A 24,484-nucleotide genomic window follows, 5' to 3' on the forward strand; every position below is an offset into this window, starting at 1 on the left:
CAATCAGGTGCACAATAGAAAAGGCCAGCTACGGGAGCTGGCCTAAAAACTGTCAACCTATATTAGGACGAGACAAACGGTTTTATCTTTACTTAGCGCGTTTCATTGCGGTAAAGAATTCTTCGTTAGTTTTAGTCATCGCCAGTTTGTCGATCAAAAATTCCATGGCACTGACTTCGTCCATTGGATTCAGGATCTTACGCAGGATCCACATTTTCTGCAGTTCATCTGGCGTAGTCAGTTTCTCTTCGCGACGAGTGCCTGAACGGTTGAAGTCGATAGCTGGGAACACACGCTTTTCTGCGGCTTTACGAGACAGATGCAGTTCCTGGTTACCAGTACCTTTAAACTCTTCGTAAATGACTTCATCCATTTTTGAACCGGTATCGATCAACGCAGTGGCAATAATGGTCAGACTGCCACCGTTCTCGATATTACGGGCGGCACCGAAGAAGCGCTTAGGACGATGCAGAGCGTTGGCATCCACACCACCAGTCAGTACTTTACCTGATGAAGGAACGACGGTGTTGTAAGCGCGTGCCAGACGAGTGATAGAGTCCAGCAGGATCACGACGTCTTTTTTGTGTTCTACCAGACGCTTAGCTTTTTCGATCACCATTTCAGCAACCTGCACGTGACGGCTGGCGGGTTCATCGAAGGTAGACGCAATCACTTCGCCCTGCACCAGACGTTGCATTTCGGTAACTTCTTCAGGACGTTCGTCAATCAGCAACACCATCAACACCACTTCAGGGTTGTTGTAAGTGATGGACTGAGCGATGTTCTGCAACAGTAATGTTTTACCGGCTTTGGGCGGTGCCACAATCAAACCGCGCTGACCTTTACCGATAGGAGAACAAAGGTCGAGAATACGGGCAGTGATATCTTCAGTAGAACCATTACCACGTTCCATACGCAAACGTTCTTCTGCATGCAGCGGGGTAAGGTTTTCAAACAGGATCTTATTGCGGGAGTTTTCAGGCTTATCAAAGTTGACTTCGTTAACTTTTAACAATGCAAAGTAACGTTCACCTTCTTTGGGCGGGCGGATTTTCCCGAATATAGTATCGCCCGTTCGCATGTTAAAGCGGCGTATCTGGCTTGGCGATACATAGATATCATCAGGACCGGCAAGGTAAGAACCATCGGCACTACGCAGAAAGCCAAAGCCGTCCTGCAGAATTTCCAGCACACCACCGCCGAAAATGTCTTCACCGCTTTTGGCATGAGCTTTAAGAATAGAGAAAATGATGTCCTGCTTGCGGGCACGGGCCATATTCTCGAGGTTCATTTCCTCGGCCAGAGCGACTAAGTCAGCAATAGACTTGTTTTTTAATTCAGTTAAATTCATTTTGGTGGGTCTTGTTTATAGCGACAAAGCTTACGCGCGTGCTCAATCACTCAAAATGGATTTGAAGAAAATTGATTGAACTGCGAGAAGTGGGTTTTAGATAGAATCTGGCTAATAAGTTAGCACTATAAAGCGGGAGCGTCCAGCGGTTTTCATACCCGGCAAGCAAATTATTGTCAATGCGTGCCGGGTATCACTTAATCCGCGTTAGATTTGCGTGTCGATAAACTCTTTCAGCTGAGTCTTGGACAGTGCGCCAACCTTAGTGGCGGCTAGCTCGCCGTTTTTGAACAGCAGCAGTGTTGGGATGCCGCGAATGCCATATTTCGCTGGAGTAGCGTTGTTCTGGTCCACGTTAACTTTGGCGACAGTGAGTTTGCCATCATATTCAGTGGCTACGTCATCAAGGATTGGCGCAATCATTTTGCAGGGGCCACACCATTCGGCCCAAAAATCTACCAGTACTGGCTTGTCAGACTTCAATACTTCGGATTCGAAGCTGTCATCGCTTACATAAATAATTTTATCACTCATGATCATCTCCATTGGTTCGCCATTACTGGTCTGTAATCGGCATTACCTGTATATTGGGGCCGAGAAACGGTAAATCAAGTAATCGTTTTTCCTTGTTGCTATTTCAAACTATCGAGTATCTTATTGCAACCCAAAACTGGTATGCTTCCGCTATGAGCGAAACACATTTATCTCAACAAAAATTTGCTGATCTGCCATTGCACCCTGAAGTGATTCAGGCGCTGACAGAAAACGGCTTTGAATTCTGTACGCCGATTCAGGCGCTGTCGCTACCGGTATTACTGGAAGGTAAAGATATTGCCGGCCAAGCGCAAACTGGTACAGGTAAAACGTTAGCTTTTCTCGTTGCCACGTTCGATTACCTGCTCTCACATCCCGTCCCAGAAAATCGTCAGCTGAATCAACCTCGAGCCATCATTATGGCGCCAACCAGAGAACTGGCAATCCAAATTGCTAAAGATGGCAAGCTGTTGTCTAAGCATACCGGATTGAAGCTCGGGATAGTCTATGGTGGTGAAGGTTATGATGCCCAGCGAAAAATGCTGGATGCTGGGGTCGATATTCTGGTGGGAACGACCGGGCGTATTATTGACTATGTACGTCAAGGGGTGATCAATCTTGGTGCCATCCAGGCGGTGGTTCTCGATGAGGCGGATCGTATGTTCGATCTGGGCTTTATCAAGGACATCCGTTTCCTGTTCCGCCGCATGCCTGCCGCTGATAAACGACTAAACATGTTGTTTTCTGCCACGCTTTCGATGAAGGTGCAGGAGCTGGCATATGATCACATGAATGATCCCGTTAAAGTGGAAATCGCGCCGGAAGAAAAAACGTCGAAGAACATCAAGGAAGAACTGTTCTATCCATCAATGGAAGATAAAGTCCCATTGCTGCTGACATTGATCGAAGAAGACTGGCCAGAAAAAGCCATTGTGTTTGCCAATACCAAACATCAGTGTGAAAACTTGTGGGGTTGGCTGGAAGGCGATGGTCATCGCGTCGGCTTGCTGACGGGGGATGTTCCACAGAAGAAGCGTCTGAAAATTCTCGAGCAATTCACAAAAGGCGAACTGGATATTCTGGTTGCGACTGACGTTGCTGCCAGAGGGTTACACATTCCGCATGTTTCCCACGTATATAACTTTGATCTGCCAGACGACTGTGAAGATTACGTACACCGTATCGGACGTACCGGCCGTGCGGGTGAGAAGGGCACCTCAGTCAGTTTTGCCTGCGAAGAATATGCGCTGAATCTTCCAGCGATTGAAAGTTACATCGAGCATGTTATTCCGGTAACCTCCTATGATCGTGATGCACTATTGGAGGATCTTCCTGCGCCGGTGAAGTTGCACCGTCGTACGGCTCCGCGAAGCAAACGGGAGCGTACACAGGGTGGGCGTTCAACCGGACGGCGTCCGGATCGTAATCGTAGGAACTGACATATTTGAGTCTCTACGCAGCAATCACCTTAGGTTCTAATAGTTTTAATATGCTGGTGGCTCATACGGTGGGCAACCAGCCTAAGGTCATTGCTAAATACAAGCGTAAAGTGCGTCTTGCTGAAGGCATTGGTAACGATGGTCGATTGCAGGAAGCGGCGATGCAACGCGGACTGGATTGTCTGGCGATGTTTGCGGAAATGCTGGCGCAACATGGTGTGCCAAATACCAACGTTGCGGTGATTGCGACCGCCACGCTGCGCAGTATCAACAATGCTGACGAATTTAATGCCAAAGCGTTACCTATTCTTGGTCATCCCATTGAAGTTATCTGCGGTATGAAAGAGGCGGAGTTAATTTATCAGGGGATGGTGGCCACCACGCAAGGGCATGGTCGTCGATTGGTCATTGATATTGGCGGTGCCAGTACTGAGTTTATTATTGGTGATGGTGCGCAATTACTGTTTAAGACCAGCTTGCCGTTTGGCAGTGTTACATATAATCGTGCTTTTTTTAGCTCTGCACCACTACAACAAATGGATTTTGATGATGTAAAACAGAGCATTGCCAATGCACTGGGTGAATATCGACAGCAGTTACTATCGCTCGGTTGGCATTCAGTTGTTGGTGCGTCAGGTGCGGTGCAGTCCGTTGTCGAATTATTGCAGCATCGACAAGTCTCAGAAATCATCACTATCGAAGTACTGCAGCAGCTGAAGCTAGAAATTCTCGCCGAAATATCGTTAGAACTCCCCAATATTAATGGTTTATCCCGTGAACGTGCGCCCACTTTTGCCGCCGGCGTGGCAATACTGCTGGCATTGTTTGAACTTTTAAGCATCCAGCATTTGGCATTATCGGGTGGGGCATTGCGCGAAGGCGTATTGCTGAGTTTGTCCAGGCGAGTGGCTAGTCAGCCTGCTATAAAGTAATACTCGCCATGGCTACACGCAAAAAGGACCGCAAAGCGGTCCTTTAAATCATCTCGGTCTGCAGATTATCCCAGGATTTTAGCTAAATCTTTTTCCAATGATTCAGTTGGGCGTTCAACGATACGACCAATCTCTTTACCGTCCTGAATGACCATAAAGGTAGGAATACGTTGGAATTCATACTTTGCCGCCAGACCTTCTGGATCTTTTTTCTTGCGATCGACACCGATAAACTTCACTGAGATATTCGGATTATTAACCGCTTCCATGATCTTGATAAAGCGCGGTGTTTCACGGTGACAGTCTGGGCACCATGTACCAATAATTACCACAATCTGCGTTGGTTTAGTGACCGCTTTCAGCGGTGCAATCGCGGCAGTGTCCACTTGATAAGTCTGGTAACCACTTTCAAATGGCGGTAGTTCAGTGACCAATTTTTTCCCGTCGATAACGCCGGTCAGGATTACTTCTTTTTGCTCCTGCTTGCAGGTTGCCATAAAGCCGCCTTCATTCTCTTTGAAATTACAACCATCGTCAGCCAGCGTCTGGCAACTGAAAAACAGCGCGGTGGTGGCCAGCAATACTTTTACATTATGCTGCATTGTACTTCCTTAACGCGTTCTAAACCAAGTTGATGATTCAATCATTACTGCCGGTTTTGACAAAGGGACAAACGTTATGATTGTTAGCAGGATCACTAAATTAGCTGAATTGTTGCTGCCTATTTATAAATCACGGAGAGCGTTTATTGACTTGATTTAGGGTACAATTTTTGCTTTTACTGGGAGTTAGCAATCGATGTATTTGCCTGATTGCTATAGACAGAGACTTGGTTACGCCCTTGATGTTTCGCAACATACAATGCCTCATCTGCATGGCTGAGCAGCAGCGTGGTATCGCTATCGGCATTGATGACTTCAGCACTGACACCAATGCTGACGGTGAGGTCAATAACCTGATTGCCCCAAGCTATCGACAATTGCGCCACCGCTGTGCGTAAACGCTCGGCTAATTGTTTAGCGCCTTCCTCATCGGTACCGGGCAAAATCACCGCGAACTCCTCCCCTCCAAAACGTGAGGCTGAATCTCCCGGACGTTTAAGGTGCGTTTGCAGTGTGTCTGCGACGGCTTTTAGCACTTGGTCGCCGGCTAAATGGCCATAGGTGTCGTTAATTGCTTTGAATTTATCAATATCGAGCATCAACATTGCCAGCGGCGTTTGCTGGCGACGACTAATACGTCCTTCCGCTTGAAGCTTCTTATCAAATGACGCACGGTTACGGGCTCCGGTGAGCGCGTCTAATTGCGATTGTTCCATCAATTTGTGGTTGGCATCGTTCAATTCCCGCATGGCAACTTCCAGTTCCAATGTGCGTTCCTGCACCATGCGTTCAAGCCTTTCATTGCTTTTGGCTTCCAGCAGTAACGCTTCTTCTTTCGCCTCTCGAATTCGTTCTGCTTGCCGCAACGCCTCGTGTTGAATGCGCATCTTTGACTTGCGCTCATCGTTGTAGCGTATCGCCAATACTGCAGCCATAAAGACAACCTCGGTGGTTAATCCTAACATTACCGGGGTTAACGGATTCATCGGTATCGACAACCAACCGATGTACATAAACGTACTGATTAGCACGCCGAAAGCTTTTGCAAACGATGATAATGCATATAGCCGGGCCAGTTTGTTACCCGTGAAGGCTTGTATCACGCTCATGAGTAACAGTAGTACTGAGATAACCGCAATGGCTGTTAAATCGAGGTATAGTGCAATCCTGTATGGAATAACTAATGCCACAGGCACCAATAACAGGGCAAGTAACGTTAACCATCGCGATAATCTCAACAACTTTAAGCTGTAGTATTTTAATTGCAGGGCCTTTTCGGTAAACAAGACATTAAAGGCCATCACTAATGGGATAAGTGGCGCAATGATGTGGTTTTGAAGTTGTGGGTATTGAGGCCACAGATGGCTAAAGGCAGTGCCATTGATACTGGCGACTAACAATGTCATTGTCAGCACGTAACCCGCGTAATAACCGTAACTGAAAGACCCGGTAGTCGTTGCCATAAAAAGTGCAAACAGACCAATAGCTCCGAGGATCCCTAGTTGCATACCGCGCACCATGTAGTCGTTACTGACATGTTGTAGCATCTGGTCTGGTGCCCATAAAATAATCGGTAAATAACTTGTGCCTTGCGTTTCAATTTTGAGCCAAAAATCATGTCGCTGGTTGTTACCCATCGTAAAAGGATAAACAAAATTGTTCTGCAGTATTGGGCGTTCATGAAAGGGTTTGGTGTCACCCATAACCAGCGTCTGTTGCAATCGGCCATCGATAAAGTGGTACAGCGTTAACTCATCAATGTCAGGATTATCAAATTCAACTAACCAGTTACGATACTCTGTGGTTTCTTGCAGCAGCTGAAAATGGTACCAGTCACCGTCACTACCGAGTGATAATAAGCGTTGTTGTGTGGCGGGTTGCCATGCGGAGTCTGGCATTGCCATTACCTGTGACAATGTCCTGTCAGGACCAGTATGCAGATGTAGTGTGTATTGCTTTAAGTCAATGCGGGTAGTATTGGGCTGATTGACCATCAACGGCACAATTCCATGAGCCATTACGTTTATGCTGAAGGCTGTCATCAAGAGAAAAAGGATTTTCAGCGAGCGAATCATACCGATGACTCCAGGCCAAATAATCTAAGACTGTTTGTGTAACATTGCTGTGCGAGTCGCTCTGGTGATTGTTGCAGAATGCCCGCAACATACTCAGCAATATAGGGCAGATATTTGGGTTCGTTTCGTCCAGATTTTGGTTTCGGACGCATACTTCGGGGCAATAAATAAGGACTATCAGTTTCCAATACCAGTCGATTGCCGGGAATATAAGGCAGCGCATCAACTAACGATTGTCCTCTTCGTTCATCACACACCCAGCCTGTGACCCCAAGATAAAGATCCAGTTCGTTATAATCGTGAACTTGTTGCGGATCGCCGGTGAAGCAATGGAGTAGGGCTGCGGGGAGCGCAGAGCGATATTGACGGAGTATTTTTAAAAAATCGAGGTGAGCATCGCGTTGATGCATCAATACTGGTAACTGTAATTCTGCGGCTATTGCGAGTTGAGCCTCAAACGCAGCCAGTTGCTTGTCTTTGCTGGAATAGTTGCGATCAAAATCCAACCCGCATTCCCCGATAGCTACCACTGGCGCTTGTGCGCATAGCCCTTTTAGCCTTGCTGAACTGCCAGCGTTCCAATTATCGGCATGGTGGGGATGCACGCCAGCTGTGGCGTATAGTTGTCCGGGATATTGTGTGCATACTTGCGTACAACGCTCGCTTTCGTCCAAATCACTGCCAATAAGTAACAGCGGCGAAACACCTACCTCAGCAGCATCGTTAACTACCTGAGGCAGATCTTGTTCCAGTTTGCTGCCAATAAGATTGACAGCAATGTCCATATAGCGGCTCACTGCAGACGTTTCACTCTGATGGTGCGGTTACTGCCTTCAACTTTTAGCAGGAAAGAGCCCAGGGCGGCTTTTTCTATGACGACCTTCTGCCCGTTTTTAATGCGAAACGATTCGCTGTCAATCTGTTGCCAAACTTGGCCGTTAGATAACGTGATCGTAAAGGTGCCACGTAATCCCTTTTTGACTTTGGTAACAACGTCCTGAATTTGTTCCAGGGCGGCATCAGCGCGTTCAACGGGTGCACCAAATTGAGCTACGGCTTTTTCATTATTCTTTGGCGTGGCGGGAGTCGGGATAGGTGCAGCGGGCTTTTCTGGTGCCGATACTGACTTTTCGGCGATAGGCTCAGAGGGAACCAGCAAATCCTTGGGTTTCATCGCAGGCTCATTAGCGGGGATGGTCTTTTTCGCTTGGGTAACCGCCTGAGCTAGATGGTCATAACATGCCAGCCTTGCTGACTGATCTGTGATAGTGGAACAATGTGCTAACTGTTGTTCCACAGATGCCTGTACATGGAAAGTGAACAGTGAAGTGACTGCAGCTATCAGAAAATAACGCATCTAGTTATCCTTTTTATCAAGATGATAGGTGATGCTGCAGTGACTGACTACTGACTGTCCTCGCTGGTTTCGGTTTCTTCGGCGTCAGGCTTTTTACTGTAAAACCGGGCAGCAAATAGCCCACCTTCAAACAGTAACAACATCGGAACCGCCAACATGGTCTGTGAAATCACATCGGGTGGTGTCAGCAACATTCCCACAACAAATGCCCCTACAATAATGTAAGGTCGCTGTGCTTTCAAATCTGCCGGGGTAGTAACGCCAGCCCAACATAACAACACTACCGCGATAGGAATTTCGAAGGCCAAACCGAACGCAAAGAATAACTTCAGTACAAAATTGAGATAGCTGTTGATATCGGTAGCGACCTGCACCCCTTCTGGGGCAACACTGGTGAAAAAGCTGAACACCAATGGAAATACCACAAAGTAGGCAAAGATAATACCCAGATAAAACAGCACGGTACTGCTGAACAGTAACGGTGCGATCAGGCGCTTTTCATGCTTGTACAAACCGGGGGCAACAAAGGCCCAGATTTGGTATAGCACGTAAGGAATCGCGATAAAAAATGCTAATACCAAGGTCAGTTTAAACGGCGCAAAAAACGGTGCCGCCACATCGGTGGCAATCATCGTGCCACCAGTAGGCATCGTTTTTAGCAAGGGGACGGCGATGTAATGATAGATATCTTTGGCCCAGTAGACGATTGCCAGAAACACAATTAATACACTGGCTGTGGCTCTGAGCAATCGATTGCGCAGCTCCAGCAAATGACTGATTAACGGTTGCTGTTGCGACATTTATTTACCCGCTATTTTTTATCAGTAGCTGATGTAGATGAAGCTTCTTCAGTGACTCCACGAGACGTGTCGACGGCAGCACTTGCCGGTTCATCAGCCTCAAAAGGTGGCTTGAGTGTCATTTGAGGTTCTTCAGGCTTAGACTTGTCGCCATCAATCTCATAGGGACGATTGACCGCTTTTGCTGCTTCTTTGAGTTGATTAATGGATTCTTGTAACTCAGGAGACAGATTACCCAGACCTTTGCTTTCCGCCTTTTTTAAATCGGCGTGCAGCTGCTCCAGCTTAAGCTCTTGCTCAAGCTCATCCTTAACTGAACTGGCCATGCGCTTCATGGTCCGGATAAAGTTAGATATTGTGCGAACTGCAACCGGCAGGCGCTCGGGACCGAGTACGACCAGTCCCAAGATCCCAATCAACAGCAGCTCGGAAAAACCGATACCATCGAACATGAGAAATTACGCCTGTTCTTTGTCCTTGGACTCAGGCTTCTTCTCAGTTGCCTCTGCAGACTCGCTTTTCGCTGCGTTATCTTCGATAGACTTGGTTTGCTCTTCAGTGGACATAGCATTCTTGAATCCTTTCACAGCACCGCCCAAATCACTACCAAGTGAGCGCAGCTTCTTGGTACCGAACAGCAGTACAACAATTAATGCGATGATGAGAAGTTGCCAAATACTGATACCACCCATGAAGGTTTCCTCTTAACTCATTGATCGGTTCTATTATGAACGTTTAATTAGCAAATACGAATTAAAATTTTCGAATTCTCGGCCGAGACCGCCATCCGATAAGCCAGCATACCACACCAGCAGCAAGACATCCGTGAGACAGCCAAAGTGTAACGTCACGGCTAAATAATATAGTGCCACAGATCAACAAAACAGCAGAAGTGATTAATAGGTAGTTGCTTTTATGTGACTTCTGTTGATGTCTCAAATACTTATCTAACATTTGCTGCTGTGAACCGAGCAGATTCCTGCCCAATCGCAAATTGTCGTAAATCAATTCTGGAATTTCCGGCAGCTTATCTGACCAATACGGCAGTTGCAGCTTGGCTTTACGCAGCATCGCTTTAGGGCCTACCTGCTCTGCCATCCAGTTTTCCAGAAATGGCTTGGCAGTTTGCCACAAATCTAGCTGCGGATACAGCTGGCGCCCTAATCCTTCGATATACAACAGTGTTTTTTCCAGCAACACCAACTGTGGCTGCACCACAATATCAAAGCGGCGAGCGGTTCTGAACAACTCCAGTAACACATGACCGAATGAAATTTCATTCAATGGTTTATTAAACATCGGCTCACAGACAACCTTGACCGCTTGCTCGAAGGCTAACAGGTCGGTGTCAGGAGAGACCCAGCCGGATTCCACATACAGCTGGGCGATGCGACGATAATCGCGATTGAAAAATGCCAGAAAATTTTCCGCCAGATAGCGTTTATCGGTATCGCTGAGGGTGCCCATGATGCCGCAGTCCAAGCCGATATAGTAAGGATCCTGCGGATGCTCGCGTGAAATAAAAATGTTGCCGGGATGCATATCGGCATGGAAAAAGTTATCGCGAAAAACTTGAGTGAAGAATAGTTGCACCCCTTTTTCCGCTAACAGTTTGAGGTTGGTACCCTGAGCGCGCAGTGCCGCAATATCAGAAACAGGAATGCCGTAGATGCGTTCCAGTACAAGCAGTCGCGGATGACTCAGCTCTTCATAAACATAAGGCACATACAAGGCGTTGGAATCGAGGAAATTGTTGCGCAGTCTGACGGTGTTTAACGCTTCCAGTTTCAGATTGAGCTCGCCCATGATGGTGGTGCGATAGTCTTCCACTACCTCACCTGGACGCAAGCGATTATTGGGCCCCAGTAGCGACTCTAACAACTCTGCAGTCTGACTCATGAGCTGCAAGTCGGCTACGATCTGCTGCTCGACGTTTGGTCGCAGTACCTTCAGTACTACGGGTTTGCCATTGGATTTCAGTGTCGCAGTATGTACTTGGGAAATGGATGCCGATGCCAGCGGCTTTTCATCGAAATCATCAAACAGGGACTCTATCGGCGCTTTAAGCTCGGTTTCGATGGCTTCGCGGGCGAGCTTTGAATCAAATGGCGGCACTCGATCCTGCAACATGGCAAGCTCGTAGGCCCATTCATCGCTAAGTAAGTCGCGACGAGTAGACAGCATCTGACCAAACTTGATGTAAACCGGCCCCAACTCTTGCAAGGCCAGTTTTAGGCGTTCACCACCGGGTTTCTTTTTGTGTTTGTTACGCAACCAAAACAGGCTTAGGCGCCATAAACGGAAGTACCAAGGCGTGAGTTTTGGAGGTAACAGTTCATCCAGACCGTAATGCAGGGCAATACTGATAACCTGATAAGCGCGCTTGATACTGGTGAAACTCATGGGCTGATTTTATCCTTCAATGTGGCAATCCGCTGTTCCAGTGCATTTACAGCCGCGGTTAGCTCCTCAATTCTGTCGCAATGACGAATAAATTCAAGCTTATGCGGTGCCACCTTATATTCTTCGGTTGCTAACTGACCAAGATGAGACCAGGTTTTATTGAGTATCTGTTTAAGATGGATATTGGCCTGACTGACACCGTTGCTGAGCCAATACGCCGGGGCATCCCCCACGACTTTGGATAGCGGCTCTGCAATATCCAGTCTGACATTCTGCAGGAAGTGACTGAACTGCTGTAACAGTGTCAGATCCCCTTCAATGCGTAATTTGTCCTGTTTAATTAACTCGGTCAGGCTTTCACCTTCGCGCAGACGGTACAGGTCGGCAGCATCACCAATCACTTTGACATCGACACTGCCCTGATATTCGCTCAGCACCTGGATGTCGTTGGCAAAGACCAGATATAACGGCCAGGATAACTGCTGCAGTTGGAAACAAAACACCTTGCCATGTAACGGTTTGAGCCGCAGCGCTTCCACTCCTGCAGCTTGCACCAGTTTGGTCAGTGCCAATTCCAGTGCGCCGCAATTTAGCAGTCGCCACTGGGTTTCCAGGCTCAGTTCTGCCATTTTAGAATTTGTAACCCCGATGCAGCGCCACAATGCCGTCGGTCATGTTGATGTAATCAACCTGTTCCAGCCCGGCCGCTTCCATCATACCTTTCAGGGTTTCCTGATCCGGATGCATACGAATGGACTCTGCCAGGTATTCATAACTGTCCGCATCATGAGCAATCAATTTGCCAATCATCGGCAACATCTTGAAGCTGTACAGGTCATAGGCTTTGTTCATAATCGCGTGCTGTGGTTTGGAAAATTCCAGCACCAGCAACTTGCCACCGGGTTTCAGCACCCGTTGCATCGAACGTAATGCAGCATCTTTGTCGGTTACGTTACGCAGACCGAAAGCGATGGTGATGATATCAAAAGTATTATCCGGGAACGGCAGGGCTTCGGCATTGGCTTGGACATAACTGACGTTGCCGACCACGCCTTTATCGCGCAGTTTACTGCGACCCACTTTCAGCATGGAATCATTGATATCGGCCAGTATTACTTCCCCGGTATCGCCCACCAGATGAGAGAATTTGGCAGTAAGATCGCCTGTGCCACCGGCGAGATCCAACACTTTCATCCCCGGACGTGCACCAGCACATTCAATCGTGAAGCGTTTCCAGAGTCGGTGAATACCGAAGGACAAGACGTCATTCATTATGTCGTAGCGCGTCGCCACAGAGTGAAACACGCCCGCTACCATCTCGGCCTTTTTGGCGGCATCAACGGTTTTATAACCAAAATGTGTGCTTTTGGAAGAATCTTCAGACATCTATCGAGTATTCCTTTGACTAACTAATGATGGCTGGCAGTGTATGCCTTCAGCGTGATTGGCTGAATCTTAGCGCTGCCAAGCTGTGATCACTGCAGGAAAAACCTGTCACAATCAGGTTGAGCATTAGACCACAATCTGCCAGAAGAACATAGTCCAGCGGTGACGATATTAGCGGCAATATGCGGCAACAAAAAAAGCCGGCAATGCCGACTTTTTCATGGTTACGCCTGTTCGCGCGGTTTATTCGATATCCAGCGGCTCTGGCGACAGGATAACACCGGTATTGTCGGCGTAGATATGATCGCCAGGAAGGAAAGTAACGCCACCAAAATTTACCGGCACATCGATTTCACCGGTAGCGTTGGCATCCGCACCTACCGGAATTGAGGCAATCGCCTGAATGCCAATATCCAGATCTTCCAGTGCATCAACTTCGCGCACACTGCCGTAAACGATAATACCTTCCCAGTTATTATTAACCGCCAGTTCGGCAACAGCGGCATCAATCAGCGCCCGACGCAGTGAACCGCCACCATCGATCAGCAACACCTTACCTTCGCCATCCTCCTGCAGTACCTCCAGGATGAGCCCGTTATCCTCATAGCATTTCACGGTACTGATAGCGCCACCAAAAGAACTGCAGCCACCATAGTTACTGAACATGGGTTCCACAACGTCAACAACATCCAGGTACATGTCACAAAGTTCTGAAGTGTTGTATTCCATAATCAAACTCCTGTTTTTCCGCTTGGCCTGAGAAGGCACTGATTAGCGCATTAAAAGTCAGTATATAAGGGATTCGTTAAAAGAAAAGTGCCATTAATCACGCAATTGTCTTACCTGGCCGCTGCCAGAATTGATGGCGTTGATTAAGTGAACCATGAATTTTCGTTACGTCTAAGAAACGCTGCCTGTTAGTATATGCCCCCTGAAATTTCCTTTCCCCTGTTTTTTAATGTGCTTTAGGGATCACGGTTCCCCCCAATTAGCTCACGGATGGCAGCGGGCCTTGTTGGTTTGAGGTATCTGAATATGGCAACAATCAACACTGTTGAATTGGTTGGCTACAGTGCATCGCTGATGGTTGCATTATCGCTGATGATGAAAGACATCGTGCGACTGCGTTGGGTTAACCTGGGCGGATGTGGTTTATTTGTGGCTTACGGTTTAGCGATTGACTCGTGGCCGGTCGTCTCTATGAATGCATTTGGGGCATGCGTGAATCTTTACTATCTGTTTAAATCCTACCGTCATTCCGCAATGTTATCTTAATGTTGCATTTGTCATAAAAGCTTCGGGCTTTTGTCACGCCGGCGTCATCCCCGCTTCTTAGTCTCTACCGCAGATGACTGGATGGAGATGGCGCCATGCTGTTACACCTTGCTGAACTGGACCGCCGTGGATTTTGTCTGCTGTTATATTGGGGCAAGAAATACCGGCTAGCCCCGGTCGCTTTAAAACTGTCGGCGACGGGTAATGGCCCGACGTACCTATATCTGTCGGTGTTACTGCTGTTGCTGCATCGGGACGGCCAATATTTTTTCAATCTGTTATTGGCGAGCTTCCTGATGGAACTGCCGTGCTATTTGCTGCTGAAAAATACCATTCGCCGTATCCGTCCCTGTCACTGCCTTCCTGTTGGGTTATTGAACAATTTCGAACCCTCCGATCGCTATAGCCTGCCTTCTGGTCATACAGCGGGTGCCTTTGTGTTTGCCTGTGCCGTAATGCAGGTATACCCACAACTCGGAATCCCTGTATTTTGTTGGGCAACACTGGTAGGCAGTTCTCGGATAGTGCTTGGGGTGCATTACCCATTGGATATCGTGGCTGGCATGCTGCTTGGCTGTTCTTCCGGCTATTGGGCCGGACAATTGGTACAGGGTTGATGAATGCGGATTCTTTATGGTGTGCAGGGGACGGGTAACGGTCATTTGAGTCGCGCACGAGTGATGGCAAAAGCGTTGGCCGCACATGGCATGGAAGTGGACTATCTGTTTAGCGGCAGAGCTGCGGATAAATACTTTGATATGCAGCCCTTTGGTGATTTTCAGGCGTTGCCGGGACTGTCGTTTGCCACTCATCGTGGCAAAGTCAATATTCCGGCAACGATCAAACACAATTCGCTGCTGGGGTTGTGGCACGATATCCGGCATCTGGATCTGTCCGGTTATGATCTGGTACTTAATGATTTTGAGCCAATATCCGCCTGGGCCGCGCGACGGCAGGGCGTTACCTGTATCGGTATCAGTCATCAAGCGGCGCTGCGCTGGCCTGTACCAAAAGTGGGCAACAGCTGGTTCAATGCGGGACTATTGGCGTACTTCGCACCGGTTAATCTGGCGTTGGGATGTCACTGGCATCATTTCGGCTTTCCGATTTTGCCACCGTTTGTCGAGGTGGCGCCTGTTACCAGCGAAGCCACTCACGAAATTTTGGTGTACCTGCCATTCGAAAGCCCTGGGGATATTCGGGCGTTATTGCTGCCGTTTGATAGTCACGAGTTTCATGTTTACCACAGCGGCGCAGCACCCAAGCAACTTCCTGCACATATCCATTGGCATGGCTTTAATCGTGACGGCTTTAAGCAGGCAATGGCGCGTTGTGGCGGCGTGATTGGTAATGCGGGCTTTGAACTGGCCAGCGAAGCGATGGCACTGGGGAAAAAATTGTTGGTAAAACCGTTAATGGGGCAGTTTGAACAGTTATCCAATGTTGCCGCATTGGAGTTACTCGCAGCAGCAGAGAGTATGCATAGCCTCAGCCGTCAAACACTGCGGCGGTGGCTACGGGCTAGCAATCCGCAGCCAATTTGCTATCCGGATGTAGGTGATATGCTGGTGCGCTGGTTACAACAAGGTGACTGGCAGGATACCCAGGCGCTGTGCCGCGATATGTGGTCAAAGGTGCGGTTGCCGGATAGCTGGTTTTCCCGTCAGGATTCGCAAGCTTTGGGGCAACCGCTGACCCGGCCGCTTTCCCGCTGAAGGCTTAGCTGTAACGAATTTTCATATCGATTAACGGCTCGCGGCTGCCTTTTTCTGCCCGGAGCCGTGCCAGATACTGTTCCCACAGCGCTTCACGGTTAACGCAGTAGTTATAAAGAATATCCCATGAAAACAGACCGGTATCGTGGCCATCATCGAAAATCAATTTGACCGCATAGTTACCCACCGGCTCAATCGCTTTGATGTTGACGTTTTTTTTGTGGGTTACCAGTGTGGGGTTGCCATGCCCCTGTACCTCGGCAGACGGTGAATTAACCCGCAAAAATTCACAGGTAAGTTGATACTCACTACCATCATCAAACCCAATTTCCAACAGGCGTGATTTACGTTTGAGTTTCAGGGCGGTGACTTTATGAATACTCATGAGAGACTCGCTGATCCAATAACTACTAATGTCTATATGGTGGCGCGCTTTCGCTGAAAAGGAAACCCGGAAATGTCACAGAACAACCAGACCATCACGTTGGTACTAACCGGCTAATGCGGCGTTTGGTTGTCGCAACAACTGCGGCTCAACCGCAATCCGCTGCAGGGTTCCCTGCCGATAATGAAATAGCGCATCCTGTGGCCGCTCCTGCAGCCAAATCTTATCGTAGGGGATGTTCAGCAGTAGTGCCCGCAAGATCATGCCAGTCAACCCGTGACTGACTACAATCAGTTTATCGGTCGCATTGAGTTCAGACAGCCAGCTTTTTAGGCGCACACAAGTGGCGTCAAATCCTTCACCTTGGGGGGCCTGTAAATACCAGTCCTGCCGATGTTGTAATTCGGGGTTTGCGGCGAGAATCTCGCTAATCTGGCATTGTTCCCATTGCCCCAAGCCCACTTCTTGTACCCGCGCATCGGTAGCGATTGCGGTGCGACTAATGCCTAATCCTTCACACACCAGCTGGGAAGTTTGTAGGGTACGCCCAAGCGGACTGCTGATAATTCGCCATTGGTGGATGTCGCTAATCTGCTGTTGCAAGGTGATGCCCATTGCCCGGGCCTGTTGCTCACCCAGTGTAGTCAACGGAGAGTTGCACTGCCCCTGCAGGCGGCGCTCAGCGTTAAATCGGGTCTGACCGTGGCGTAAGATATAAAGTTCGGCAGGCATGTGATTCGGTAGTTCCTCTCGCAAAATTGCATAGTGCCGGTCGTGGCCATTTCAGGTCAAGTGGGCATCGGCCGAATCACTCCCCCTCAGCGCTTCAAATGCAAAGAATGATGAAAATTTTTCAAGATGAAATTCGCGCATACTGAAACCTATTCAAGTAGCGCAAGGTCAGGCAACTCGGGACTGCGGATAGCCACGTCACTGATGCTAGCATGAGCGCTGCCTCTATCTCACATTGCCGTCGGAGGAACCATGAGTTCTGTTGTCCCGTTACCGTTTCGCGCCGATCATATCGGTAGTTTCTTACGTCCTGATTACCTGATAAAAGCCCGAGAAGCCCACGCCAAATATTGCATAGGGGCCGCAGAGTTGCGGCAAATAGAGGATCGTGCAATTGCGGAAATTGTCCAAATGCAGCGCGATGTTGGACTCAAGGCTATTACTGATGGTGAATTTCGTCGTACCTATTTTCACGTGGATTTTCTGCGACAACTGGGCGGAGTGGCGAGTGAAGAGCCTCGCACTATCACGCGAGAGGATGGTAGTTTGGAATTGGCACCGCCAGTGATTAAGGTGATGGACAAGGTACGCCACATTAAAAACATTCAGCTGGCAGACTTTGAGTATTTACAGCGTCAAACCCTGGCATTAGGTGATGCGACACTGATGCCGAAAGTCACTTTGCCTTCACCGACCATGCTGCATTTTCGTGGCGGCAGAGCGGGGATTAGTCAGCAAGCGTATCCAGAGCTGGAACCCGAATTTTATGAAGATGTGGCAAAGGCTTATGGTGCCGAGTTGCAGTCATTGGCGGATGCGGGTTGCCGCTATGTGCAGATGGACGATACCAATCTTGCGTATCTGTGCGACGAGAAGATGCGTGCTGCCGCCCGTCGCCGAGGTGATGATCCTAATGAACTGCCATACCGTTATGCCGATTTTATTAATCGTGTTGTGGCCTATAAACCACAGGGTATGACCCTAGGCATTCACTTGTGTCGTGGCAATTTCCGCAGTACCTACGCGGCGGCAGGTAATTACGAGCCGGTGGCGGAAGCGTTGTTAGCGAAAATGCAACTCGATGCCTTCTTTCTGGAATATGATGACGAACGTTCTGGCGATTTTCGCCCATTGCGCTATTTGCCAAAAGGTAAACAAGTGGTATTGGGGCTAATCACCAGTAAATTTGGCCAGATGGAATCTAAAGATGATATTAAGCGCCGTATCGATGAAGCGGCACGATATGCCCCTCTAGAACAGTTATGTTTATCACCCCAATGCGGTTTCTCGTCTACAGTGCATGGCAATAACATCGCTTTTGATGAACAGCGGCGGAAGTTGGAACTGGTGGTAGAAATCGCTGAGGAAGTTTGGGGCGCTGCCTAAGCTGCTCAAACCACAGCAAGTCAATATTGGGTTTGAGATAAGTTGTGCTTTATGATGGGGTATCTTGCCAAATCCGGAGTGACAATGGTCGCTGTGCCAGATGCCATCAGCCAATATTTACAACAGCAACATGTCCTAACACTCTGCACCCAAGACCAACAGGGTCTTTGGTGTGCGAGCTGTTTTTATGTGTTTGATGTAGATAGCATGTGTTGCTATCTGATGACTGCTGACAATAGTCGTCACACACAGGCGATGATGGTCGACCCTATCATCTCCGGTACTATCGCCGATCAGACCCAATCGGTGCTGCACATTCAGGGCATCCAGTATACGGCCATCGCATCCAGGGTGTCTGAATCTGAGAGCGCCGCAATCAGACAGCTTTATTGTCAGCGCTTTCCTGTGGCTAAAGTAAAGTCAGCACCGCTATGGCGACTGGCGTTACAGACAGTAAAAATGGTTGATAACCGGCTTGGTTTCGGCAAAAAACATCGGTGGCAGCGACAACCTGACTAATGGCTATAACGTCGGACATGCCGGAACAGATACGCGGTTGCCAGACCAAGCAGCATCATCCCCCAAGCGAACGCCGCCATGCCCCAGCGGTGCGCATGCAGCAATGCCAGTAATGCCAGCGGCATAATGCTGGAACAGATGGAATAGGTCAGGTTATACACCAGTGAAATACCGGTAACTTTGACAGCGGGTGGAAAGAGTTGCACTACCACTGCAGGGACGGCACTGATAATGCCACTACACAGCCCTGCAATGGCATATCCTAACAGCAGTGTTTTGGGCGAGGCATCCAGTACCAGCGTTAACACTGAGGTGCCAATGGCCAGCATTACACTATACAGCGCTACAGTTGGCCAACGTCCCAGCCAATCCGCCAGTTTACCCGCAATCACGCAACCTACATTGAGAAATAAAATCGCAATACAGCTGATTTCAAATGTGGTTGCCGCATCCATACCGTAGAATTTCTGCAGTGCTATCGGCGTCACGACGACCATCATCACCACTGCCGAGACTAACATGGATGTCAGTAAGGCTGCTGGAATGGCCGCGTATTTGTGTTGGTGAAATACCGCAGACAGCGGCAGCTTCTGTACCAACTGCTGTTTTTGTTGCAACGCAATAAATACCGGCGTTTCGCTGAGCCATTGCCGCAGCCACACCGAAATAAAGCCAAAGATGCCACCGATAATAAACGGGATGCGCCAGGCCCACTGTTGCAGCTCTGCATCTGACACATTGCGGGTTATCAACGTGGCCGTTAACGCTGCCAACATGTATCCCACAGTGAGTCCCGCTTGTAATAGACCCAAGGCATAGCCGCGATGTTGCTTGGGCGCATGTTCCGCGACAAATACCCAGGCGTTGGGAACCTCACCACCCAAAGCCGCCCCCTGAATGATCCTCGCCAGCAACAATAGTAGTGGTGCCCCAATGCCAATTTCTGCATAGCCCGGTAACACACCAATCAGCAAACAAGGCATTGCCATAAACATTACCGTGAAGTTGAACATATGCTTGCGGCCAAATTTATCCGCAAAATGCGCGATCACAATGCCACCTAGTGGCCTTGCCAGGTAACCGACTGAAAAGATCACCAGACTCTGTACCAACCGCAACCATGCCGGGACTGAGGGTGGAAAAAATACATCGGCGATAGTGACCGACAGGAACACAAAGATAATGAAGTCATAAACTTCTAAAGCACCCCCCAGCACCGAAAGCGCTACGATTCGATAATCACGTAATGAGAATGGTGCGGTTTGTACTTGCCCTGACATGCCTGTTCCAATGCGTAAATGGTCTGCTGCGTTAAGCAAAAAGCGCATGATACCGGATATGGCTGTTGTTACCCAAGGGATGTTGAGAACTGATACGCCGCACTGTTTACCATCCATGGTATTAATCTATGTGGCTGTGACAGTACGGAAATTACCGGTCAATAAGTGGTTGGCGGACGGTATGGCCTTTCGGGTGTGAAAAATTAGCCTGTGGGCGCTTATGGCTTAGCGCATATTCCCCCCATGTGACAGTACCGCTGACTCCGGCGTATGATGGTGAAAGCAATTTGCCATTAACAAGGAGTCAGGTTTATGAGTCAAAAACCGCTGAAGTTTGTCACATTGGTGGGAAGTTTGCGTAAGGATTCTCTGAACGCCGCGGTTGCCAGGGCATTACCGCAACTGGCACCCGCCAATGTAGAAGTTCAACCATTAGGATCTATTGGCGATTTTCCTTTATATAATGCCGATATTCAGCAAGCACAGGGTTTTCCCGATGCAGTGTTGAAAATGGCATACCGTATTGCCGAGGCGGATGGTCTGATTATTGTCTCTCCTGAATACAATTACTCTGTTCCTGGTGTGTTGAAAAATGCGCTCGATTGGCTATCCCGGGTCTCACCGCAGCCGCTAGAGGGTAAACCTGTGATGATCGAAAGTGCTTCTCCGGGCGTAATTGGTGGTGCGCGGATGCAATATCACTTGCGGCAGATCCTGGTATTTTTTGATGCCAAAGTGATGAATAAGCCAGAAGCAATGATCGGGCAGGCGATGGGCAAAATCAGTGAGGGTAAACTTACTGATGCCGCCACACGTGAATTTCTGGGAAAACAATTGCAAGCATTTGCAGCGTTTGCGACGCACTAAATTAAGCGTTGCCGCTCCAGCTATTGTTCATCTTTGACCTGACAACATCCGAGAATTCAGACGGATGTTGTCAGTAACGTTGGATTAACGGCCGTAATAACCCGTGAAACTTGCTTTTGCCAGCGCATTCGCATTGATCATGAATCCGCCTAATGCCGCGGTTGCATCGGTGGGTAATTCCAGTGCAGACGCTTTCAACGCATAAAGGGTAAAGATGTAGCGATGGGGTTTGTCACCAACCGGGGGACAAGTACCGCCCCAGGCTTTGACCCCGTAATCGGTCCGTACCTGAGTAGCGCCTTTGGGTAACCCATTATCGCCAACTGCTCCGGCATTAGCGGGCAAATGGTGCACATTGGCGGGAATATTCAGCACCATCCAATGCCACCACCCAGAACCGGTTGGCGCATCAGGATCATAAACTGTCAGCGCGAAACTTTGCGTATCTGCCGGCGCATCGCTCCAGTTCAGTTCTGGAGACCGATTCTCACCATGGCAGCCGAAGGTGTTAGCTTCAAATCGGGTGGGAATCGTACCGTTAGGTGTGATATCCGGGCTGGTCAGCGAGAATTCTTTCGCTTGGACGGTTAACAGTGAGCTGGCCAACAGTGATACGCCGGCACAAATAAACACAGAAATTTTCATATAACACTCCAGTTGCAATAATATTCGCTAAACATTGTCGTTCGGTGCGATAGCATCATGGTTTCACTGGTCACCAAACGCATCTGTTGTTCAACCAAAATGATATTCATTATCACGGATGCATTATCATCCGCTAATGTAAATTGGATGGCCAGAATAACCGTGATAAAAGCGTCAGTTATGGTTCCGTTTGAGAGGTAAAAGCATGATGTCTCTGTTCCATTATATCGATGCCATTCACCAACAAACTGATTTTATCGTATCGCAACAACAGCAGGATTGTTCCTATAAAGACGATGGGATAACGGTGACTGCTATTGAAACGGTTTATCGGTTTGCCGATGGTGTCGTGGTTAAACATCAATCCGAACAAGACGCTATCGAAGATGAGCAGCTATGTGCAGAAAGCTGGAGTATTTATACTGTCATCAGTATGCCAACAGGCACAGCGATCACGCCACAACGTAAGGCGATCACTAATCATTGTCAGGAAGATTTCTGGCTGCGCACCCATCGAATACGCCAGATACAGGATTAGTCCTGCCCATAAACAATGTCGGGTGTCTTGCGAGTGGTTTTACACTAATAGCTCGTGTTGGCGACATGTTTTATCAATCCTTCGACCGTAATGGCATTATCCGCTGCGATTGAGATCCCGCTACGGTGCTGCAACCAGCAGCTGTTTGTCGGCAAAAAGCGAGGGTAATTCGCCATTGGACAAAATCGTCTTGGTCACTTTTTTAAATCTGTTCAGATAGCTTTAACCCGCGCGTAAAAAAACCGCCAGAAGGCGGTTTTTTCGTGAATGACAGCTATTACAGAATAAAACGGCTGAGATCTTCATCATGCACCAGCGTTTCCAGATGGGCATTAACGTAGTCAGCATCAATCACGTAATGGTTACCTGATTTGTCAGCGGCTTCAAATGAAATGTCTTCCATCAGTTTTTCCATGATGGTGTGCAGACGACGTGCACCGATATTTTCAGTGCTTTCATTTACTTGGAATGCGGCTTCCGCAATGGAGTCGATACCTGATTCGGTAAATTCGACGGCCACACCCTCGGTTGCCATCAATGCAATGTACTGCTCGGTCAACGACGCATGTGGTTCGGTCAGAATGCGTTTGAAATCGCTGGCAGTCAGCGCATCAAGTTCCACGCGAATAGGCAGTCGTCCCTGCAGTTCTGGGATCAGATCTGAGGGTTTGGACATCTGAAAAGCACCAGAGGCGATAAACAGAATGTGATCGGTACGGACCATGCCATGCTTAGTATTGACGGTGCAACCTTCTACCAGTGGCAACAGATCACGTTGTACCCCTTCGCGGGAGACATCGGGGCCAGAGGTTTCACCACGCTTACAGATTTTATCGATCTCATCGAGGAACACGATACCGTGCTGTTCCACCAGTTCAATGGCTTGATCTTTCAAATCTTCCTGATTCACCAGCTTGGCGGCTTCCTCTTCGGTCAGCTGCTTCATGGCTTCTTTAATCTTCAGCTTGCGGCGTTTGGTCTGGCCTTGTCCCATATTCTGGAACAGGCTCTGCAACTGATTAGTCATCTCTTCCATGCCAGGAGGCGACATGATTTCCACGCCAATCTGTGGTCCGGCGACGTCGATTTCGATCTCTTTGTCATCCAGTTGCCCTTCGCGTAACTTTTTGCGGAAGATCTGGCGGGTGTGAGAGCTGTCTTCTTTTTCACTTTCCCAGTCGCTTTTAGGTTTAGGTAACAGTGCATCCAGTACCCGTTCCTCGGCAGCTTCTTCGGCGCGGGTACGACATTTTTTCATCTGCTGCTCGCGGGTCATCTTCACGGCGGCATCGGTCAGATCGCGAATAATCTGATCCACTTCCTTGCCTACATAACCCACTTCAGTAAATTTGGTGGCTTCGACCTTAATAAATGGCGCGTTGGCAAGCTTTGCCAAACGGCGGGCAATTTCGGTTTTACCTACGCCGGTAGGGCCAATCATCAGGATATTTTTGGGGGTCACTTCCGGGCGCAATGCTGCATCAAGCTGCATTCGGCGCCAGCGGTTACGCAGGGCGACCGCCACGGAACGTTTAGCCTTCTGTTGGCCAATGATATGGGCATCCAGCTCGTGGACGATTTCGCGGGGCGTCATTTCAGACATGGTGCTTCCTCACGCAGAATTCAGTAATTCAGTTCTTCAATGGTTTTGAACTGGTTGGTAAACACGCAGATATTGCCAGCGATGGTCAATGCCTTTTCGCAGATGTCGCGTGCCGTAAGTTCGGTATTTTCCAGCATGGCAATGGCGGCGGCTTGGGCAAAATTACCTCCGGAGCCAATCGCAATCAGATCATTTTCTGGCTGCAGCACGTCGCCATTACCGGTGATGATCAGTGATGACTCAGCATCGGCGACCGCCAGCAGCGCTTCCAGTTTGCGCAGCATCCGATCAGTACGCCAGTCTTTTGCCAACTCCACTGCGGCTTTCATCAGGTGGCCCTGGTGCATTTCCAGTTTGGCCTCAAACCGTTCAAACAGGGTAAAGGCATCGGCAGTGCCGCCCGCAAAACCGGCGATCACTTTATCGTGGTAGAGACGGCGAACTTTACGGGCGTTACCTTTCATCACGGTATTTCCCAAAGAAACCTGGCCATCACCGGCCATTACCACTTGATTGTTGCGGCGCACTGATACGATTGTAGTCACGATAAATCCTCTTGGCTGACTGACAGCTCGGCTGTCAGGGTGCGATAGAGGTTAATATGGGGGTGAGGTATTGAATATCAAGCAGTAACGCGGCTGTTTTTAACGGTACAGCGTG

At 48.8% G+C, this 24,484-nt stretch carries 28 protein-coding genes; 9 read left to right on the forward strand and 19 right to left on the reverse strand.

Going from position 1 to position 24,484, the window contains the following annotated elements; translation table 11 throughout:
* Positions 1 to 88: 88 nt before the first annotated feature.
* Both rho and trxA read right to left on the reverse strand, forming a co-directional pair.
* Positions 89 to 1,351 (reverse strand): transcription termination factor Rho, encoded by a 1,263-nt coding sequence (gene rho, locus PY479_RS12995; protein WP_212594653.1) that lies wholly within the window; start codon positions 1,349 to 1,351, stop codon positions 89 to 91.
* A gap of 207 nt (positions 1,352 to 1,558) precedes the next feature.
* Entirely contained in the window at positions 1,559 to 1,885 is a 327-nt protein-coding gene (trxA, locus tag PY479_RS13000; RefSeq protein ID WP_275484033.1) for a thioredoxin TrxA, read from the reverse strand.
* Between the two features lie 152 nt (positions 1,886 to 2,037).
* Here trxA and rhlB point away from each other — a divergent pair, with 152 nt between their 5' ends.
* Positions 2,038 to 3,324, forward strand: coding sequence for an ATP-dependent RNA helicase RhlB (rhlB, locus tag PY479_RS13005; protein ID WP_212594651.1), 1,287 nt, complete (start codon positions 2,038 to 2,040; stop codon positions 3,322 to 3,324).
* A 50-nt stretch (positions 3,325 to 3,374) separates the two neighbouring features.
* Positions 3,375 to 4,256 carry an exopolyphosphatase gene (locus PY479_RS13010; protein ID WP_212596690.1) on the forward strand — a complete coding sequence of 294 codons (882 nt, stop codon included), beginning with the start codon at positions 3,375 to 3,377 and terminating at the stop codon, positions 4,254 to 4,256.
* Positions 4,257 to 4,321: 65 nt separating this feature from the next.
* Here the strand turns inward: PY479_RS13010 and PY479_RS13015 are convergent, their stop codons facing one another.
* From PY479_RS13015 to rraA, 11 genes are all read right to left on the reverse strand, one after another.
* Positions 4,322 to 4,858, reverse strand: coding sequence for a thioredoxin family protein (locus PY479_RS13015; protein ID WP_212594650.1), 537 nt, complete (start codon positions 4,856 to 4,858; stop codon positions 4,322 to 4,324).
* A 176-nt stretch (positions 4,859 to 5,034) separates the two neighbouring features.
* Positions 5,035 to 6,876 (reverse strand): diguanylate cyclase, encoded by a 1,842-nt coding sequence (locus tag PY479_RS13020; protein ID WP_275484034.1) that lies wholly within the window; start codon positions 6,874 to 6,876, stop codon positions 5,035 to 5,037.
* Positions 6,877 to 6,929: 53 nt separating this feature from the next.
* Complete coding sequence (locus tag PY479_RS13025; protein ID WP_275484035.1) at positions 6,930 to 7,730, reverse strand: TatD family hydrolase; 801 nt, start codon at positions 7,728 to 7,730, stop codon at positions 6,930 to 6,932.
* Positions 7,727 to 8,290 (reverse strand): hypothetical protein, encoded by a 564-nt coding sequence (locus PY479_RS13030; protein ID WP_275484036.1) that lies wholly within the window; start codon positions 8,288 to 8,290, stop codon positions 7,727 to 7,729. The genes PY479_RS13025 and PY479_RS13030 overlap by 4 nt, the downstream gene beginning before the upstream one ends.
* A gap of 47 nt (positions 8,291 to 8,337) precedes the next feature.
* The gene (gene tatC / locus PY479_RS13035; RefSeq protein ID WP_212594646.1) at positions 8,338 to 9,090 is read right to left on the reverse strand and encodes a twin-arginine translocase subunit TatC; all 753 of its coding nucleotides are present in this window, start codon (positions 9,088 to 9,090) and stop codon (positions 8,338 to 8,340) included.
* 11 nt (positions 9,091 to 9,101) lie between these two features.
* The gene (tatB, locus tag PY479_RS13040) at positions 9,102 to 9,542 is read right to left on the reverse strand and encodes a Sec-independent protein translocase protein TatB (RefSeq protein WP_212594645.1); all 441 of its coding nucleotides are present in this window, start codon (positions 9,540 to 9,542) and stop codon (positions 9,102 to 9,104) included.
* A gap of 6 nt (positions 9,543 to 9,548) precedes the next feature.
* Positions 9,549 to 9,782: a Sec-independent protein translocase subunit TatA gene (gene tatA, locus PY479_RS13045; protein ID WP_212594644.1), complete on the reverse strand. Its 234-nt coding sequence runs from the start codon at positions 9,780 to 9,782 to the stop codon at positions 9,549 to 9,551.
* A gap of 61 nt (positions 9,783 to 9,843) precedes the next feature.
* Positions 9,844 to 11,493 (reverse strand): ubiquinone biosynthesis regulatory protein kinase UbiB, encoded by a 1,650-nt coding sequence (ubiB, locus tag PY479_RS13050; protein ID WP_212594643.1) that lies wholly within the window; start codon positions 11,491 to 11,493, stop codon positions 9,844 to 9,846.
* Positions 11,490 to 12,122 carry an SCP2 sterol-binding domain-containing protein gene (locus PY479_RS13055; RefSeq protein WP_275484037.1) on the reverse strand — a complete coding sequence of 211 codons (633 nt, stop codon included), beginning with the start codon at positions 12,120 to 12,122 and terminating at the stop codon, positions 11,490 to 11,492. Before PY479_RS13055 ends, ubiB begins: the two co-directional genes overlap by 4 nt.
* A 1-nt stretch (position 12,123) precedes the next feature.
* A complete protein-coding gene (gene ubiE, locus PY479_RS13060; RefSeq protein WP_212594641.1) occupies positions 12,124 to 12,879 on the reverse strand; it encodes a bifunctional demethylmenaquinone methyltransferase/2-methoxy-6-polyprenyl-1,4-benzoquinol methylase UbiE in 756 nt (251 codons plus the stop codon).
* A gap of 243 nt (positions 12,880 to 13,122) precedes the next feature.
* Complete coding sequence (gene rraA / locus PY479_RS13065; RefSeq protein ID WP_212594640.1) at positions 13,123 to 13,608, reverse strand: ribonuclease E activity regulator RraA; 486 nt, start codon at positions 13,606 to 13,608, stop codon at positions 13,123 to 13,125.
* Between the two features lie 306 nt (positions 13,609 to 13,914).
* On the opposite strand from rraA, the gene PY479_RS13070 reads away from it, so the two are divergent.
* The 3 genes from PY479_RS13070 (at position 13,915) to PY479_RS13080 (ending at position 15,869) form a co-directional block, all read left to right on the forward strand.
* Positions 13,915 to 14,154 carry a YgjV family protein gene (locus PY479_RS13070; RefSeq protein ID WP_212594639.1) on the forward strand — a complete coding sequence of 80 codons (240 nt, stop codon included), beginning with the start codon at positions 13,915 to 13,917 and terminating at the stop codon, positions 14,152 to 14,154.
* Between the two features lie 95 nt (positions 14,155 to 14,249).
* A complete protein-coding gene (locus PY479_RS13075) occupies positions 14,250 to 14,771 on the forward strand; it encodes a phosphatase PAP2 family protein (protein WP_275484038.1) in 522 nt (173 codons plus the stop codon).
* Positions 14,772 to 14,774: 3 nt separating this feature from the next.
* Positions 14,775 to 15,869: an MJ1255/VC2487 family glycosyltransferase gene (locus PY479_RS13080; protein WP_212594637.1), complete on the forward strand. Its 1,095-nt coding sequence runs from the start codon at positions 14,775 to 14,777 to the stop codon at positions 15,867 to 15,869.
* A gap of 4 nt (positions 15,870 to 15,873) precedes the next feature.
* Here PY479_RS13080 and PY479_RS13085 read toward each other — a convergent pair whose 3' ends face one another.
* Both PY479_RS13085 and PY479_RS13090 read right to left on the reverse strand, forming a co-directional pair.
* Entirely contained in the window at positions 15,874 to 16,254 is a 381-nt protein-coding gene (locus PY479_RS13085) for a DUF971 domain-containing protein (RefSeq protein ID WP_275484039.1), read from the reverse strand.
* Between the two features lie 105 nt (positions 16,255 to 16,359).
* Positions 16,360 to 16,986, reverse strand: a complete 627-nt coding sequence (locus PY479_RS13090) for a histidine phosphatase family protein (protein WP_275484040.1) — start codon at positions 16,984 to 16,986, stop codon at positions 16,360 to 16,362.
* Between the two features lie 252 nt (positions 16,987 to 17,238).
* Between PY479_RS13090 and PY479_RS13095 the strand changes: the two genes are divergently transcribed.
* Positions 17,239 to 18,372, forward strand: a complete 1,134-nt coding sequence (locus tag PY479_RS13095) for a 5-methyltetrahydropteroyltriglutamate--homocysteine S-methyltransferase (protein WP_275484041.1) — start codon at positions 17,239 to 17,241, stop codon at positions 18,370 to 18,372.
* Between the two features lie 51 nt (positions 18,373 to 18,423).
* Positions 18,424 to 18,891, forward strand: coding sequence for a YhbP family protein (locus PY479_RS13100; protein WP_275484042.1), 468 nt, complete (start codon positions 18,424 to 18,426; stop codon positions 18,889 to 18,891).
* Here PY479_RS13100 and PY479_RS13105 read toward each other — a convergent pair.
* A complete protein-coding gene (locus tag PY479_RS13105; protein WP_275484043.1) occupies positions 18,888 to 20,171 on the reverse strand; it encodes an MFS transporter in 1,284 nt (427 codons plus the stop codon). The two genes, PY479_RS13100 and PY479_RS13105, sit on opposite strands and share 4 nt — an antisense overlap.
* 312 nt (positions 20,172 to 20,483) lie before the next feature.
* Between PY479_RS13105 and PY479_RS13110 the strand changes: the two genes are divergently transcribed.
* On the forward strand, positions 20,484 to 21,038 hold the full coding sequence (locus PY479_RS13110; RefSeq protein ID WP_212594631.1) for an NAD(P)H-dependent oxidoreductase: 555 nt from the start codon (positions 20,484 to 20,486) through the stop codon (positions 21,036 to 21,038).
* A gap of 84 nt (positions 21,039 to 21,122) precedes the next feature.
* Here the strand turns inward: PY479_RS13110 and PY479_RS13115 are convergent, their stop codons facing one another.
* A complete protein-coding gene (locus PY479_RS13115; protein ID WP_212594630.1) occupies positions 21,123 to 21,683 on the reverse strand; it encodes a YbhB/YbcL family Raf kinase inhibitor-like protein in 561 nt (186 codons plus the stop codon).
* A gap of 205 nt (positions 21,684 to 21,888) precedes the next feature.
* Between PY479_RS13115 and PY479_RS13120 the strand changes: the two genes are divergently transcribed.
* Positions 21,889 to 22,221, forward strand: coding sequence for a hypothetical protein (locus tag PY479_RS13120; protein ID WP_212594629.1), 333 nt, complete (start codon positions 21,889 to 21,891; stop codon positions 22,219 to 22,221).
* A 277-nt stretch (positions 22,222 to 22,498) separates the two neighbouring features.
* Here the strand turns inward: PY479_RS13120 and hslU are convergent, their stop codons facing one another.
* Together hslU and hslV are read right to left on the reverse strand one after the other, a co-directional pair.
* Positions 22,499 to 23,824, reverse strand: a complete 1,326-nt coding sequence (gene hslU / locus PY479_RS13125) for an ATP-dependent protease ATPase subunit HslU (protein WP_212594628.1) — start codon at positions 23,822 to 23,824, stop codon at positions 22,499 to 22,501.
* A gap of 20 nt (positions 23,825 to 23,844) precedes the next feature.
* Positions 23,845 to 24,369 (reverse strand): ATP-dependent protease subunit HslV, encoded by a 525-nt coding sequence (gene hslV / locus PY479_RS13130; RefSeq protein WP_212594627.1) that lies wholly within the window; start codon positions 24,367 to 24,369, stop codon positions 23,845 to 23,847.
* Positions 24,370 to 24,484 lie beyond the last annotated feature (115 nt).

Source organism: Shewanella sp. A32, from assembly GCF_029167175.1.
Taxonomy (GTDB): Bacteria; Pseudomonadota; Gammaproteobacteria; order Enterobacterales; family Shewanellaceae; genus Shewanella; species Shewanella yunxiaonensis.

What these genes read in the sequence shown, in the direction of transcription:
- rho (WP_212594653.1), bottom strand. Translation starts at nt 1,351, where the DNA reads ATGAATTTAACTGAATTAAAAAACAAGTCTATTGCTGACTTAGTCGCT.
- trxA (WP_275484033.1), bottom strand. Translation starts at nt 1,885, where the DNA reads ATGAGTGATAAAATTATTTATGTAAGCGATGACAGCTTCGAATCCGAA.
- rhlB (WP_212594651.1), top strand. Translation starts at nt 2,038, where the DNA reads ATGAGCGAAACACATTTATCTCAACAAAAATTTGCTGATCTGCCATTG.
- PY479_RS13010 (WP_212596690.1), top strand. Translation starts at nt 3,375, where the DNA reads ATGCTGGTGGCTCATACGGTGGGCAACCAGCCTAAGGTCATTGCTAAA.
- PY479_RS13015 (WP_212594650.1), bottom strand. Translation starts at nt 4,858, where the DNA reads ATGCAGCATAATGTAAAAGTATTGCTGGCCACCACCGCGCTGTTTTTC.
- PY479_RS13020 (WP_275484034.1), bottom strand. Translation starts at nt 6,876, where the DNA reads ATGGCTCATGGAATTGTGCCGTTGATGGTCAATCAGCCCAATACTACC.
- PY479_RS13030 (WP_275484036.1), bottom strand. Translation starts at nt 8,290, where the DNA reads ATGCGTTATTTTCTGATAGCTGCAGTCACTTCACTGTTCACTTTCCAT.
- tatC (WP_212594646.1), bottom strand. Translation starts at nt 9,090, where the DNA reads ATGTCGCAACAGCAACCGTTAATCAGTCATTTGCTGGAGCTGCGCAAT.
- tatB (WP_212594645.1), bottom strand. Translation starts at nt 9,542, where the DNA reads ATGTTCGATGGTATCGGTTTTTCCGAGCTGCTGTTGATTGGGATCTTG.
- tatA (WP_212594644.1), bottom strand. Translation starts at nt 9,782, where the DNA reads ATGGGTGGTATCAGTATTTGGCAACTTCTCATCATCGCATTAATTGTT.
- ubiB (WP_212594643.1), bottom strand. Translation starts at nt 11,493, where the DNA reads ATGAGTTTCACCAGTATCAAGCGCGCTTATCAGGTTATCAGTATTGCC.
- PY479_RS13055 (WP_275484037.1), bottom strand. Translation starts at nt 12,122, where the DNA reads ATGGCAGAACTGAGCCTGGAAACCCAGTGGCGACTGCTAAATTGCGGC.
- ubiE (WP_212594641.1), bottom strand. Translation starts at nt 12,879, where the DNA reads ATGTCTGAAGATTCTTCCAAAAGCACACATTTTGGTTATAAAACCGTT.
- rraA (WP_212594640.1), bottom strand. Translation starts at nt 13,608, where the DNA reads ATGGAATACAACACTTCAGAACTTTGTGACATGTACCTGGATGTTGTT.
- PY479_RS13070 (WP_212594639.1), top strand. Translation starts at nt 13,915, where the DNA reads ATGGCAACAATCAACACTGTTGAATTGGTTGGCTACAGTGCATCGCTG.
- PY479_RS13075 (WP_275484038.1), top strand. Translation starts at nt 14,250, where the DNA reads ATGCTGTTACACCTTGCTGAACTGGACCGCCGTGGATTTTGTCTGCTG.
- PY479_RS13080 (WP_212594637.1), top strand. Translation starts at nt 14,775, where the DNA reads ATGCGGATTCTTTATGGTGTGCAGGGGACGGGTAACGGTCATTTGAGT.
- PY479_RS13085 (WP_275484039.1), bottom strand. Translation starts at nt 16,254, where the DNA reads ATGAGTATTCATAAAGTCACCGCCCTGAAACTCAAACGTAAATCACGC.
- PY479_RS13090 (WP_275484040.1), bottom strand. Translation starts at nt 16,986, where the DNA reads ATGCCTGCCGAACTTTATATCTTACGCCACGGTCAGACCCGATTTAAC.
- PY479_RS13095 (WP_275484041.1), top strand. Translation starts at nt 17,239, where the DNA reads ATGAGTTCTGTTGTCCCGTTACCGTTTCGCGCCGATCATATCGGTAGT.
- PY479_RS13100 (WP_275484042.1), top strand. Translation starts at nt 18,424, where the DNA reads ATGATGGGGTATCTTGCCAAATCCGGAGTGACAATGGTCGCTGTGCCA.
- PY479_RS13105 (WP_275484043.1), bottom strand. Translation starts at nt 20,171, where the DNA reads ATGTCAGGGCAAGTACAAACCGCACCATTCTCATTACGTGATTATCGA.
- PY479_RS13110 (WP_212594631.1), top strand. Translation starts at nt 20,484, where the DNA reads ATGAGTCAAAAACCGCTGAAGTTTGTCACATTGGTGGGAAGTTTGCGT.
- PY479_RS13115 (WP_212594630.1), bottom strand. Translation starts at nt 21,683, where the DNA reads ATGAAAATTTCTGTGTTTATTTGTGCCGGCGTATCACTGTTGGCCAGC.
- PY479_RS13120 (WP_212594629.1), top strand. Translation starts at nt 21,889, where the DNA reads ATGATGTCTCTGTTCCATTATATCGATGCCATTCACCAACAAACTGAT.
- hslU (WP_212594628.1), bottom strand. Translation starts at nt 23,824, where the DNA reads ATGTCTGAAATGACGCCCCGCGAAATCGTCCACGAGCTGGATGCCCAT.